This window comes from Robertmurraya sp. GLU-23 (assembly GCF_052983275.1).
Genome location: NZ_JBRKCV010000009.1, coordinates 47,091 through 61,534, shown reverse-complemented (window position 1 = coordinate 61,534; position 14,444 = coordinate 47,091). Strand labels below are relative to the sequence as shown.

Sequence of the window (14,444 nt, the reverse complement as noted above, 5' to 3'; positions counted from 1 at the left end):
GTGGAACCTTTACTCATGAAATCGACTCCTCTTTCTTCATACTTCCTTAGTTCAGTATGTCCTGTATGGTCTGATCAAGGGTTGGGTAGACAAATGTATAGCCTTCACGTTGTAATCGATCAGGAAGCACCCAACGGCTTTTTAACACTAATTCCGTTTCGGTTTTGATGAATATAGAACCGATTTCTAACATCCATTTCGGACTTGGTAATCCAAACGGGACACCCATCGTCTTTCGGAGGGTATTCATGAACTCGTAATTGCTAACAGGGGCTGGGGATGAACAGTTAAACACCCCGCTCAGATCTTTTCGATCTTTTAAAAATAGGACAATTTGAAATAAGTCTTCGACGTGAATCCAACTGAACTTTTGATTTCCGTTCCCCTGGTTCCCTCCTAGGCCCCACTTCACTAAATTTCTATAAGGAGTCATGACTCCACCGTCTTTTCCTAAAACGATGGCTATACGTAGTGCAACTTGTCTGGTGTTCTGAAGGTCAAAGGAGAAGAAAGTTTTCTCCCAATTGGTTGCGACATCTACCGAAAAACCCGAACCCATTTCTCCATTTTCTTCCGTCATCGGGCGATCTTCTGCGTGTCGATAAATCGTTGCTGTACTGGAGTTTACCCATGTCTTAGGTGGATTGGTACACGCTTGAATGGATTCTCCAAGGATCGTTGTAGTCTTCACCCTTGAGTTCATGATCTCATTCCTGTTTGCCTCGTTGTATCGGCAATTGACTGATTTACCTGCAAGGTTAATTAAGAGTTCAGCATTCTCTAGAGCTTCAACAATATCTTCCTTGTCTTCCCATGAAATATGCTGTTTTTGCCTCGAGATAATTTTCACGTCGTATCCTTGGTCTTTGAATTCCTTTTGAAAGTATTCGCCGATAAAACCCGTTCCCCCGGCTATAACCACTTTTTTCATAGGCCTCTCCCTCTCTATAAAAAGCGTTTTCTTATTTCTGGTGACGGTAGCATGCAATGATCCTTTTTTCCAAACCATTTATATCTATTCTTGGCAAGGATATCGTAGAAATAGTCTCGTATGGGTTTTGGTATGATCGATAGTACGTATAAGAGCTTCCAACCGCCTGATAAGTGCTTGCTGATCCGAAGAGCTGCTGCAGACTTAAAGTAACACTTATCGTCCCTAACTAAGATCATGCTGTCAATATGTTCAGGCACTTGGTACTTTCTTTTTATCTCTTGCCCTATTTCACTTTGGAGCGAGGTGAATTTGTATACGGCATTTTTATCTCTTTTGATGATAAATTGAACGCTATGATTACAAAAGTTACATTCTCCATCGAACAAAATAATGTTGTTCATACCCTCACCTCTTTTCAATATAAGAATTTAACTTACTCATCTTATGTTAAAAAACGAACGATTAATTTCTCTAATCTCTCAATATTCACCATGGCTGTCTTGGAGCCAGGCGAATGTTCCAGTTGTTTCTTAAAGCATACTACACTCTCTTTATAGGAACTAACGGCCTGCTCCACTTCCTTCATATCTAAATAACAATCTCCCATTTCCCGATAGATCTTGCCTCGACTGTTGTGGGCATAAATGTATTCGGGAGAATGCTGGAACAATTCATCACTTTTGATCAGTGAAGTTTGGAATGCTTCAATGGCTAATGAGTAGTTCTTTTGTTTTCTATACAATCTTCCTAGTGAACGATACGCAGAACTGAGCCTGTTTCTCGAACTGCCCTGGACTTCTGAGAGCTCTAGCGCTTTTTCAAAAGACTCCACGGCGAGTTGAAAGCTTTCATAGGCTGGCCTGAATTGGTCTAGGTCGGCGTACAGATCCAACAGGTCCACTGACGCATGTCCTCGCATTTCATAGCCATCCACATATTCCGGTGCCTTCTCGATCACTTCATTGTAAATGGAAATCGCTTGATGGAAGTGTGCTAGTTTCTCTTCTTTATCAGATATGGCCTCCGCCAGACGTTTATAGGCCAAGCCTTGGTGCGCACGGATCGTGATGGTATCTTTTAGCCCCTTCGATGACAGTGCCTGCTCATATGCTTGAATGGATTGGTAAAAATGATGAAGATCCTCACCATATGACCCTTCATCATTCTGTAACTCTCCTAATTTTTCATGCACTTGCCCGAGGGTGGCGTAAGTTTCAGCTGATGGTTCACCCCATTCCGTTAACCTAGAGCACTTGTCTAATGCCAGTTGATACGATTGCTGAGCTAGGTCGTATTTGGATTGCAGCTTATAGATTTTTCCTAGTCGAGTGGCCATCCAAGCGATCTCTTGTAGGACTTGTGGATCTTCTTCGATTTTTTCAAGTTCATGGATCGCACTCACAAATGAATACACGGCTTTTTCATAGTTATTAGTATTTCGGTACAAATCTCCCAGCTTCTTTTGAAGATACGCGATTTGAATCTGGCCTTCACCATGTATTTGGAAAAGCTGAATAGCCCTATTTGCCCGCTTTTCGGCTAACTCATATTGTCCGTTTAACAAGTACAGTTCACATAGACCTTGTTGTACCAGCGTTTGTAATTTCCAGTCAATGTATTCCTCCATTAATCTCTCGTACTCGTTGATTAACGAGCTCCAATGCCCGTTATTTGTCATCGCAACGGAGTACTTGGATAGCCAGTCGACTAATTCATTGGAGGAAAGAACCCTTTCCCCATGATGAAGAGCCTCCACAAAAACGGTTGGAAGTTCCTCCTGATGTTCCAGTCTTGCAGAATAATAGGTATGAAGAAACCGATGGACTTGCTGGAACAGTGATGGTGTTTGATCCTCCACCTGATGATACAGTCCTTGTTTCATTAACTTATGCATCGACCAGGATCCGTCCAGTTCTAGCTCTTGAATAAAGGAAAATTCACAAAGCTCGGGAAAGGCGGTCACGGGATAAAAGGTTTTGAATTCAGTAACTAACTCGACAAAAAGATCCTCTGTCCAAAATCTTGGAACCGATAGGATTTTTAAGGTTTCTTTTTCCGGTCGATCTAAATATTTTAAAAAGCGATGAAGCACTTCTTCTGGACTCTTTGAAAAGTCCGCGACTTCAGGCACTTGCTTTCTCGAGATCAGCTGATACGTATCTACCATTAAGTCTAAATAGTACGGAAGTCCTTCGCTTCCTTGGATAATCGCCTCTTGGATGTGTTCATCTGAAATGAGGCACGAATTCAGGAAGCTTTTGCAGTCGGTTGGAGATAATTCCCCCATTAAGTGCTGCTCGACTACCGATTTCCACTCCGAATTGCTTTTTTCCCACACGAGTTTTTCTCGTCCACAAATGACGTTTAGGACCGAAACCTCGTCAAATTGCAGAATCAATTCCTTAATCCACTCGTCTCTTTCATGGAAGGAACCGATGGAACGATCCTTTTCCCATAATGCTTCATAGGTATCGAAAAAGAACACGGCTTTTCTGTTGTTTTTTTCCAACCAGCTCATTACATCTGCCGCCCAGTACACCAGAAGCATGTCTTCAATATCCTTTGGGTGCATGTCCTTTAGGTCGGCTAGGATCTCTTTGCCGATTCCATTCCACCATTGCATCACATCCCGGTAATTGGATAGGCCATCAATGAGCTTGATCGTCTTCGGAATCCATTGAACGACCGGGAGATTTTCTAACTGGGTAATTAATTCAGCGACAAAGCTACCTTCTTCTAAAAAGGGAATCGTCTTTCGCTCAGACTTCATCGTGATTTGCGATTTCATCCGACTCCAATAAATGGCATACGCTAAATCAAAGGTCGTAAATTTAATATGATGCTCCTGCGTTAATTGCTGGCGCATCCAAATCAGTGCTTCCGACGGGTCACGGTGTTTTTCTTCGCGAAAATCGATCGTGACTTGAATGGCTGTGTGGTCGAGCGAGCTGGTCATATGTTGTAGTTCTTTTTGCAATCTTGACTTGCCAATCCCACCCACTCCGTAATAGACAAGTACTTTGTATGGTTCGGGTGATAAAGATTGGAAGGCATTGATATACGAACGTCTCGGCTCCTCACGATCGGTAAACTGCCGGGACGCGGTTTCTTTTAATTGTTTGATCGAGCGTTTTGGTTTTAGCATAGATACTCCTCAAAAGGCTTTAGTATATAGGAATATTTTAACATGAACTATTAAGCAGCTGGGAAAAAGAAAAATGTCAGGTGAGCCTGACATTTCTCTAATAGCTATATCGTGTTTTCAATCCCCTGACAATTTCTTATTTCCATTTGGGTGTACGATGATTTTTGTTTAGCTCTTGTGAATATGGTCCCTGTGTACAAGGTATAATGCTTTACCTTTCTAAACATTTCATTGTTAACCAGGATATTCTCAAACTCACAGGAGTCAACAAAAATTGAGGCACCGTTCGAGTTACCACCTATGAAATAATCCGATACTCCTTGATCACTTCCTCTGGTATCTATGTTAGTGAATTTGCAACCTTTAAACACACTTTTGAATCCTACTTCTATCGCAATGTCTTTAGAATAATTATAAGCATGTAAGTCTGATAACACCTTAGTTAAATTCCAATTACTCATTTCACAATTTTCAAAGCTAACACGGCCACTAGTTTGTAAAAAAAGGAACCCTTCATCCATGATCGTGTTTACAAATTGAAATGAACCACTGCCATTTCCAATCAGTCCTCTGCATTGGACTAATTGACAATCCGTCAATACTACTGGAGTTTCTTCATTCGTTCCTCCACCTGTAAACACATCTATGCAATCTACAAAATTACACTTGGAAATCACCACTGGTTTTATCCCATGTGATGAATCGATCACTCCATTACTAGCAATAAATTCCGATTCAGTGATCCTAATTGCATCCTTATTGTTGTTTCCGAAAAAAGGAAACACAATTTCAAAAACGCCGTATTTAAAATCAGTAAAACTGCAGTTTTTTACATTCAGATCTCTCGAGTTAAATGCACACTGTCTATTATTGAACTTATAGTAGTCCCCACTGCCGTCATTAGATGAGGTAAACTTACAATTGACTAAAGATAAATGATTCGTCCGCATATTATGCGTAACACCGATCCCTAAAGCATTACTATAGCAGTTATTCATTTCAATCACTGACTCATCACTCGAATCAGTAAGTAATCGATGACAGTCAATCAATTCCGTATTCTGTATGAGCAGTTTCGAATTCTGCAACGTGAAAAACTGCTTCCCGTCTAATCCATAATAATCAATCACACATCCATCCATCGTGATTTCTCCACGATCAGATGAAATCGCCGTATCTAACGATCTCTTTGCCTTGATCGAACAATTTTTGATGAGTAAGGTACCGCCTGCTTCCACATGAATACAGTCTTCAAACACGAGATTTAGATGTTCCAGGGTCTTTACTTCACCGGCTGGCACGATCATTTTTTCTGTGATTTTTTGTTTTTCGAAGAAAGAGTAGTCTTTTGTAAATTGCTCTTGATTAACCTCGATCTCCTCAGGTTCCTCGGGTACATAACCGTAGTTTTCTGCCACTCCTTGTAATCCGGTGGCCTTGTAAATACGGTCAATGCATTCCTGTATTTCTCTGACTCCTCGTTTGTTTACGCTAAAATAGTCCATGACCTCACTGTATTCATCCATGTAGCTATGACTAGCATTCTGTAAAAATAGAAATTCCATTACCACTTGCAGAATGGCCTTTTGATCATTGATGCTTTCCATATTCTCGATCGCAGCCAGGTCGACGACCGTTTGCCCATTTGTGATCTGCAAATAGTTCTTTACCGATCGCAGGAAGGTTTGCTGGTATGGGGTTATCTGTTCGCTCATATTCGCTAAAGTGTACAAGACTGCAAGTAATAGTTCTTTTTCATCCTCACCTAATTCCGCGATATCGACTACCGTATTCAAATCGTACAGACGTTTTTTTTCCATTGTGTTTAATTCATTTATGATAAAATCGTTCATTTCACTCATATCATCTAGTTTCTGATTGATATTTTTTGCGATTGTTTCAAATTTCTCTGCTTGTTTCTGAAACTTTTCTTCAAATGGTCTTGCTCCTGCAACCATTCCCTTGTTGAAAACACTATTTGACATGGCAGGTCCTCCTAATTGTTGTCACCCATGACGAGATCGTAAAAATGTTGTGACATAAATTCTTGTTTCACTTCTTTAATAAACTTTTGGTCATTAACGATCCTATAAATCGTCACCATGATGCCACCAATGTCCAAGTAGTTGAGCGATTTTTTCACAAGTGCTTCGTTACCTGTTTTCGCTCCGATTGCCGCAGCTATAGCAACCGCTATTACATTGCTAGCAGAAGCTATCACATTTGAATAACTTAGGATTCTCCTAGTTTTTACCGAATACAGATTCCAACTTTCATTTTTGCTTTCCTTGTAAAATAGCCCATGGATCATCGCCACCAATGAGTTAATTAACATGGCGAATACTGCTTGACTCCCTACTTTGATAACATTCCCCATGTCCAAACCATAATCTGCTAGTTTGCTTGCATACTCTACCGAAATCGAAGAGATTAAAGGGAGGGGCAAACTTACGGTGGAAAACATATCTGATCGTAAATGTTGTGCCTCTTTTAACAAGGAAACACCCATGATTTGTTTTCCTTGTATTCCCTCATGGAATAACTTTTCATTCGAGTACTCTATAATTTTAAACGTATTGGCTTTTTGATCAATTTTATCTCTAGCATGTCCAAGGGCTGTATAACCGGTTTTAATATGGAAGGATCTCGGAATTCCCAGTTCCGCGATTGTCAGCGTACTTGTTGCAATATTCATCGTTCCAAAAATCCAGCCGAGGATCGGATCATGTCCTAATGTTTTAGCGCGATGATTAAATCCTCCTCCAATATTCAAACCATGTTCCCTACTACCGAATATCGCATCAAACGGGACAGGATTAGTGATAATTTCCTCTAAAGAAGGATGATAAAGTTTATGTGACCGATTGGATTTTTCTTTTTCTCCACCCTTTACCTTCTTCGCGGCTTCCTGATCTCCTGTTCGTTGAGTCAATGTTCCTATTATGTACTGTCTGACACATTGAAGAGCGGTGGCAAATAATAAAAAAGTGATATCCACTCCTTCTAATTTGGTTGCCTTTTCAAATTGTCGATCCAGATCGGTTATGATCACCGGAGCATTTTTACTGATTTCTGCCACTCTACGAGATTCCTTCGCGAGTTGTTGAATGCTCTCGGTTTGTCCTCTTAGATCAGATATGATTGTGTTCTTTTTTCTTCGTACTTCATCGTATTTTCGCATTGCATCACCTAAATGTATGAATTGGTACTATTATACCAAATTTCCGAGGTTCGTAATAATAGAATAGGTATATTAGAATGATCCAAACAGAAAAACCCCTACTTTGTAAGGGTTTAATCGCATTAATAGATAACTGAGTGTTCTAAATAAACCTGAACCCGATTACGTCCGTTCTCTTTCGCTAGGTATAAGGCTTTGTCCGCTTGATTCAGTAGCTGATAGAGTGTCGTCCCTGTCTTATTCGTTGCTTCAGCCACTCCCATGCTGACCGTGACAGGAATCTCACCTTCACTCCATATTAGCGGGTGTGCTTCTATATAGGCCCGTATCTTATTGGCTAACACTTCGCCTTCTCTGGCTGTCTTCCCCTTGATTGCAAAAACAAATTCCTCCCCGCCATATCGGGCAAAGATGTTTCCTTCCTGTAATTGGGTTTGGCAAGCCTTTGCTACATGAATGAGTAATTGATCACCCACATGATGTCCATAGGTGTCATTTACTTTTTTAAAATAATCAATATCCATTAAGATCACGGTAAAATCAACCCGTTCTTTCATGGCCTTGTCAAAATCCTGTTCGCTTTTCTGAAAAAACGCCCGGCGATTATAAATTTGGGTAAGTTCATCATAATATGCATGGTGCTCTAACTGAAGCTGCAGTCTCTTGACCTCTGTGATATCGGTAAAAATAATCAATAATCCATTGTTATTTTTTGAATTCTGCAATAACGAGGTTCGTACCTGATAGATTCTTTTGTCCTCCTCGGCAGTTGTAACCTCGATTTCCTGATGAAGCTCGGTCGCGTCTAGTGTAAAAGGAATAGATGTGCCCGACAGATCCTCCCAAACTTGTTCAAGATCGTTCCCGAACATGGATTTGTTCAATTGAGGAAACATCTTTTTACAGGCTTTGTTAAACTCTATCAATCTAGTGGAATTATCCAACACCATGACCCCATCATTAATGCTATTAAAGATCTCATCTTTAGCAATCGGCATAATCGTAAATAGACGTGAAGAGCTAATCGCCCATAAATAAAAGAGCGTCGCAAGCCAACGAACCATTGGGACAGGGTCCACCCCTGGAGGTGTTAAACCGATCAGATAAACAAAAGCCGTGATCATCGGAACTAATTGCCCGCACATCAGAGCGATCAATTGAGGACGATACGTTTTGGCTGTTTCCTTCCAATGCGCAAGTATGAGGACAAATCCAGCAAACAAACAAGAGAAGGTGAAAATGCCATGAACCACATACCATTTACCGATTTCCAAGTGAATATAAGGCGCTCCGAGCGTTGGATCCACTTCGAACACGCGATAATGAAGATGATGCCAATCATTGGTCGCCACCATCACTAAGCTAATAAAAGGTATGATCAGAAAAGCGATCATCCGTTTTTTTGTGACTTTCAATCCTAAAAACTGCATCGTAAACAATAAGCTCAAAGGTGGAGAAAAGGGCATGCCCACATATTGAATCGTTGTCCAAAACTTTAATTGTCCAACGGTCGTACCCATCATGCCAAAGGCAGCACCTAAACAATAAATCGTTGTAGCTGCTGTATAAAGAAGAAACAAATGGGCGATTTTCGTATATTTGTGACGGTTGAAAAACACGTAAAAAAATAGATACAAATTTAATACACTTGATGTACAAATAAGGGTGATATAAGCGGTTAATTCCGAATTCACTTTGCGGTACCTCTATAGGAAAGTATTTTCCTTTAATTTAGCACAAGCGAATGATAAATGTAGAATTTTTTCAAATGTTGTCGAAAATATTTATTATCCCCTCCACTCTATTGGATGAGGCTTTTCATAGTAATCAAGAGTAAGTTAAAGGATGTATGAGGAATGATTACCATTGAATTCAAAATCAATTCATAGTAGTATAAGTACATCAGCTGCATTGTTCGTATTCATAATAAAGTTTTAACCTTTAAGCTGTAATAGGGAGTTTAACATCGAAACACGAATGACAAGTCTCCGTCTATACGACAAGGAGGACAGGCAGGAATGTTTCTGCGAACACCCACTTTGAGGAGTGGTGGTTTAAAACTTTCTTATACCTTTATACGGCAATTGCGGCAGATACATATAGTAAAGTAGATCAGTTTCCTTTGGAAGCTGTTTTTTTATTGTCAAAAAAAGAAAAGTCAGCTAGTGGTGAATTTTTTAGAAAACAAACCATTCCTCCGCATTAAAACTGGAATATCTCAAAATAAAAAAAGCGGGACAGTTAACCCTGTCCCTTAGGATTCATTCGTGGAGCCAGGTGGAAGGTAAAACGGTGGGACTCGAATCCAACCGCGTTTACGCATTAAATGTTTTAATCTAGTAGCGAATGCAAATTTCTCAGTTTGAAACTGAATAAACAATAAACCCACATCTGTACGGATGGATTCGGAAGCTGCAGTTGCAGCTTGCATAATTAAACTTACAATTTTTAAAGATAATTCGTTTGCTAGAACATCATCCGTTAATTTAACGCCAAGAGGAATACTGTTGGCATCTGATTTTGGCATATCTTCCGGGGCAGGAGGTAGCGGAACCCCTTCTTTCACCAGGAACTCATGAAGTCTTTGCCTTTGACTGTTCCCTAATTTTAAATCTTCTTCAAGAATTGTTTTTAGTTCCTCATCAGTCGTAGTATTGATCCCCGCTTGTACAGACACTTTAGCTAATTCAAGACCTGATAAGTAAATCCAGCACGCCATTACTTCTCCAACATGAAGAGGTTGGTCTTTGTCTTGGTCAGATTGTGATTTCATAGCATCCATGATGGTCTCTATGATATTTAACATGTCATTCCCTCCTGAACTCCTACATCCTCCATAATTTCTGTCATTTACCAAGTAATTATGCAGTGGGAGCGACAGCAAATGCTAAAATAATTTCCGACCTTTCATGAACAAAAGTGAAGTTCTTAAGTGAATATAGGACAGTATACCTGTCCCCTTGACCCATTATCCCTCACTTATACGATCCAATGTTCCTTGTATTTCTTTTTCAAAGGGGATTAATTCTGAATCAAAATCCTGTTCATGCACATAAAAGATTAAGATATTTCTCTTTTCAAACATACTAGAAGAAACTAATTCCATTGTTTCGGTTTTTTTAGCAAATTCCCTTATCGCCTTCTCGATTTCCTTTTCATTTTCAAATTCATAAATAAAAAACGGTTTCTCATTTAACAGATAGCTGCCTGGCGTTACATTTCTTAATTCGGACCCGAAAGCGTTCCCTCGTGGAAAATCAGCTTCAACTAATTGAATTCCATTCTCTTGTATCACCTTTACTACTTCTTCTTCGGTAATATAAGAACTATCACTTACCGTTTGACAGGAAACCAATAACAAGAGAAGGCATAAACTTAGAATCTTCCTCAGTTCACTCCCCCCTCCTTAAATCCCTGATAATTTCTCTCTTCTTCCTTTATGGCAAAAGATAAAATGGTCCTCAGGATTCCAAACATGCAGATGGTCTGCCAGATATCCGCGTAGCCACAAGACTCCGTTTATTCGTCTAAGATAAAAGCCTTTCGGAAAATCATCATCATCGGTTAGTATTTCAGATGCGATGGTGATGGAGCCGGATGGAGCTTGTTGTTGCTGTAATGGATTTCCTGAAGACCCCTCAGGCTGATCTAAATACTCTAGTCTTAAATAGGGACCTAATTCAATCGGACACAATTCTAACCCAAGTTCTTTCGCTTTGTTAAAGATCTCAACCGTAGTAGCTCCATCAGGAAAGCCAAGATTCCCAACGGTTAGTTCAACGGTCGGCAGGCTGTACTTTAATTCAGAGGTCGTAAACTTGTCATCAGCCAACAGCCTCTTTCCATACTCATTGATCAAGATAGAGGATTGTTGCAATTTCTCGATAAGTTCCCGTTTCGTTAGGCCACCAACATCTACAGTTCTAGATATAAATGAGCAGTCAGGGTATATCTTTACATTTGGGATACGCATTTGTAGTCACTCCTTACAACGGATGAACGGATATAATGATATTCTATAAATACTCATAAATTTCCTCGGTAACTTACCTACTCTATAGCAAAAAAAGGGGTTCAACTAATGTTAAGGGTTCTGTTTTCGAGTGCTTTCTTATTAAAAGACACAAGAATTGACGGATGAATTCGAATACATCTTTTATTTATTAACGTTTCTATCTTTGCAAGATGGTCGATGAATGGTCAAGAGGGTCCGCGCTTATCGGTTAGTGGATCAGATTAAGCACCCGAGTTGAGAAATTGGCGGAGAAATTCCGCTTAATAATAATTTATTATTAAAAAAAGCTTAAATAAACGGAGAGATTCCGCCTATTGACTCAAAAAAGTCGAAAAGTAGAGATATTTCTTTGCATAAGCGGAAAACCCTCCCTTATTTACCCCAAAACGAGCTCCATTCTTCATCTAACGGAAAAATCTCCGCCTATTTTACTTTTGCTGGTTACTCGATTAAGGACAAGACATTGTATTCAACTCAAAAATCCACGAGTACCTCATATTGATGCATTACGATAATAGATTCCTAGATATCATAATGAGTTTTTAAAATTATTCGAAATGATATTTGCTTTATACTAGATATTAGTTTATAATTATTCTAGTTTAGAAGTCATTATAATATAAAATTACAAAATATAATTTATAGAATCAATATTGGAGGTTTTAATATGAAAGAAGGACTAGTAGCGTTAAGAGAGGTATCAAGAGAAGAATTTCTAGACATGGCCCAAAGTGGTGTTCGCGAACTATTTGACCTTGGTCATTATAAAGTGTTTGATGGAACAAAGGGAAAAGAACAAAGTCACTTTGTTTACGATATGGGAACACATCGTTGTTATTTAATAAATAAGGATACATGCTATGAGTTGGTAACAGCTTTCTATTGTGGTGGAGATAAACCAACGATTCTTAATAGTTTAAACGAAATTGCTGTGTCAATTAAATAAAAGATCACTTTTTATTAATGAAAATTTGTTGAACAAGAAGGGAACCTCTTGTTCAACAAACACCAAATTAACGTAAATACAAACTATTACTACGTTCCCCTAAATCAAGCTAAAGCAAAAACTACAAATCAATAAAAATTTAGGCTGATTTTGTTTGGTCTATTTTTTCTGAAAACAATAGCCTAGCAGAAATTAATCGATTTCGAACTAAAACACCCATCCACGAAGCAAGCGCAGCCTTGATTAACCCACCAATGATAAATGGAGTAAATCCTCCTGCAAAAGCAGCTGACCAAGAAAGCTCGACAGCAATCTTTAGCCATGCCGTGCCTAACGCCAAAGTAACGAGCATTCCAATACTATTAGCAATCATAGCATGCTTGAAGTTGAAGGCTGTTTTTTCCATATACCATCCGATTAGGAAGGCAGCTGGAAGGAATCCAACTAAATAACCTCCAGTAGGTCCGAAAAGATTGGAAACTCCACCTGAAAATTCAGCGAATACTGGGACTCCTGCAGAACCAATAATTAAATATAAAATGACCGATAAGGTTCCATATCGAGAACCTAGGATTGTTGCTGCTAAGCCAATGGCAAGGGTTTGTCCTGTAATTGGAACGAGCGGAAGTGGAATGGTCATTTGAGCCATTACGCCAATGATTGCAGCAAAAAGTGCGGTTACAATCATCATTCTTAATTTCAATTGTTCCTTTTTCATTTGTTTCTCCCCTCTAAATGTAAACTATTTTTAAATTAGGTTAACAATTAAACTTTATAAATATTTTAAAAATTTGTCAACCCCAAAAAAGGCCAAATCGCAAGTGATTTGGCCTTTTTGTTCGTTGGTTTACCGCCTACTGCTTCGCTTCCGCAAGAACGATGGAATATCAAGCGAGTCGTCTTGCTGCTGGGTACCCCGTTCGAAATTCGCGGGCTCTTCGTAGGCAGACGGCTGGCTTAGATTGCCGGATTGGCTGTAGTAGTTTCCGGACTGGTTGTTGCTGTTGGATTGACCGTAGTTACCAGACTGGTTGTAGTTGTTGGATTGACCGTAGCTTCCGGACTGGCTGTAGGTTTGGAATTGGCCGTAATTCCCCGATTCTGAATGGGAAACAGGCTCTCGCTGTCTAGAATGACCCTGGTATTGCTCACGGGAATTGGCAATATTGTCTCTAGTACGACGTGATGTGTTCGATGGCGGAGCTTCCTCCTCATCATGATCGAAGCCGGTCGCAATGACGGTCACCATGATTTCTTCGTTCAGGTTTTCATTGATGACCGATCCAAAAATCATGTTCAGCTGCTCATCTGTGGCAGCCGCCACAATATCGGCCGCTTCCTGGACTTCATATAAACTGAGGTTCATGCCGCCTGTAATGTTCATCAGCACTCCTTTTGCGCCATTGATGCTTGTTTCAAGCAGCGGCGAGGAGATGGCCTTCTTGGCAGCTTCGGCAGCACGGTCTTCGCCTGAAGCCACTCCGATGCCCATAAGCGCCGTTCCTTTGTTAGACATGATCGTTTTCACGTCAGCAAAGTCCAGGTTAATCAAGCCTGGCACGGCGATCAAATCGGAAATGCCCTGCACACCCTGCCTGAGGACATTGTCCGCCTCACGGAAGGCTTCAATCATCGGCGTTTTCTTGTCGACAATTTGCAGCAACCGCTCGTTTGGAATGATGATTAACGTATTCACGGCTTTTTTCATCTCTTCAATTCCGGCTGCCGCATTTTGTGCCCGCTTGCGGCCTTCAAAACTGAATGGACGAGTCACCACTCCAATGGTAAGTGCGCCAAGTTCGCGCGCGATATGTGCAATCGCCGGCGCAGCTCCGGTCCCTGTTCCGCCGCCCATTCCGGCCGTTACGAACACCATGTCCGCACCTTGCAAAGCATCCCTGATCTGCTGTCTGCTTTCCTCGACAGCCTTTCTGCCGATTTCAGGATTGGCACCGGCCCCCAGGCCCCTGGTTAGCGAACCGCCGATTTGCATCGTGACCTCCGCTTTTGACATGTTAAGAGCCTGTGCATCTGTATTCACGGCAATAAACTCCACTCCCTGCACGCCATCCTCAATCATCCGGTTCACCGCATTATTTCCGCCGCCGCCAACCCCAATTACTTTTATAGTGGCAAATTGATCGATGTTGGCTTCAAATTCTAGCATATATAGTCCCCCTAAAGCTTCAGATATTGCCCCCTATTTTTCTCTATACCTATAAA

Annotated in this window: 12 protein-coding genes and 1 other RNA gene; 2 read left to right on the top strand and 11 right to left on the bottom strand. The window is 40.5% G+C overall.

The window, feature by feature from the left end:
* Nucleotides 1–46: 46 nt before the first annotated feature.
* From ACVBAX_RS15230 to ACVBAX_RS15205, 6 genes are all read right to left on the bottom strand, one after another.
* Entirely contained in the window at nt 47–931 is an 885-nt protein-coding gene (locus tag ACVBAX_RS15230; RefSeq protein WP_447117756.1) for a TIGR01777 family oxidoreductase, read from the bottom strand.
* A gap of 14 nt (nt 932–945) precedes the next feature.
* Complete coding sequence (locus ACVBAX_RS15225) at nt 946–1,335, bottom strand: thiol-disulfide oxidoreductase DCC family protein (RefSeq protein ID WP_447117755.1); 390 nt, start codon at nt 1,333–1,335, stop codon at nt 946–948.
* Nucleotides 1,336–1,376: 41 nt separating this feature from the next.
* Nucleotides 1,377–4,079, bottom strand: a complete 2,703-nt coding sequence (locus tag ACVBAX_RS15220; RefSeq protein WP_447117754.1) for a tetratricopeptide repeat protein — start codon at nt 4,077–4,079, stop codon at nt 1,377–1,379.
* Between the two features lie 104 nt (nt 4,080–4,183).
* Nucleotides 4,184–6,064 (bottom strand): hypothetical protein, encoded by a 1,881-nt coding sequence (locus tag ACVBAX_RS15215; RefSeq protein ID WP_447117753.1) that lies wholly within the window; start codon nt 6,062–6,064, stop codon nt 4,184–4,186.
* 11 nt (nt 6,065–6,075) lie between these two features.
* Complete coding sequence (locus ACVBAX_RS15210) at nt 6,076–7,260, bottom strand: hypothetical protein (RefSeq protein WP_447117752.1); 1,185 nt, start codon at nt 7,258–7,260, stop codon at nt 6,076–6,078.
* A 122-nt stretch (nt 7,261–7,382) separates the two neighbouring features.
* Entirely contained in the window at nt 7,383–8,954 is a 1,572-nt protein-coding gene (locus tag ACVBAX_RS15205; RefSeq protein WP_447117751.1) for a histidine kinase N-terminal 7TM domain-containing protein, read from the bottom strand.
* A gap of 206 nt (nt 8,955–9,160) precedes the next feature.
* Here ACVBAX_RS15205 and ssrS point away from each other — a divergent pair.
* Nucleotides 9,161–9,357: non-coding RNA, 6S RNA (ssrS, locus tag ACVBAX_RS15200), on the top strand.
* 157 nt (nt 9,358–9,514) lie between these two features.
* On the opposite strand, the gene ACVBAX_RS15195 is transcribed toward ssrS, so the two are convergent.
* The 3 genes from ACVBAX_RS15195 to ACVBAX_RS15185 form a co-directional block, all read right to left on the bottom strand.
* Nucleotides 9,515–10,066, bottom strand: coding sequence for a DUF3231 family protein (locus tag ACVBAX_RS15195; protein WP_447117750.1), 552 nt, complete (start codon nt 10,064–10,066; stop codon nt 9,515–9,517).
* A 162-nt stretch (nt 10,067–10,228) separates the two neighbouring features.
* Nucleotides 10,229–10,555, bottom strand: a complete 327-nt coding sequence (locus ACVBAX_RS15190) for a hypothetical protein (protein ID WP_447117749.1) — start codon at nt 10,553–10,555, stop codon at nt 10,229–10,231.
* Nucleotides 10,556–10,666: 111 nt separating this feature from the next.
* The gene (locus tag ACVBAX_RS15185) at nt 10,667–11,233 is read right to left on the bottom strand and encodes a helicase (RefSeq protein ID WP_447117748.1); all 567 of its coding nucleotides are present in this window, start codon (nt 11,231–11,233) and stop codon (nt 10,667–10,669) included.
* 709 nt (nt 11,234–11,942) lie between these two features.
* On the opposite strand from ACVBAX_RS15185, the gene ACVBAX_RS15180 reads away from it, so the two are divergent.
* Nucleotides 11,943–12,221 (top strand): hypothetical protein, encoded by a 279-nt coding sequence (locus tag ACVBAX_RS15180; RefSeq protein ID WP_447117747.1) that lies wholly within the window; start codon nt 11,943–11,945, stop codon nt 12,219–12,221.
* Nucleotides 12,222–12,360: 139 nt separating this feature from the next.
* Here ACVBAX_RS15180 and ACVBAX_RS15175 read toward each other — a convergent pair whose 3' ends face one another.
* Both ACVBAX_RS15175 and ftsZ read right to left on the bottom strand, forming a co-directional pair.
* Nucleotides 12,361–12,939, bottom strand: coding sequence for a biotin transporter BioY (locus ACVBAX_RS15175; protein ID WP_447117746.1), 579 nt, complete (start codon nt 12,937–12,939; stop codon nt 12,361–12,363).
* A gap of 129 nt (nt 12,940–13,068) precedes the next feature.
* The gene (gene ftsZ, locus ACVBAX_RS15170) at nt 13,069–14,388 is read right to left on the bottom strand and encodes a cell division protein FtsZ (RefSeq protein ID WP_447117745.1); all 1,320 of its coding nucleotides are present in this window, start codon (nt 14,386–14,388) and stop codon (nt 13,069–13,071) included.
* Nucleotides 14,389–14,444 lie beyond the last annotated feature (56 nt).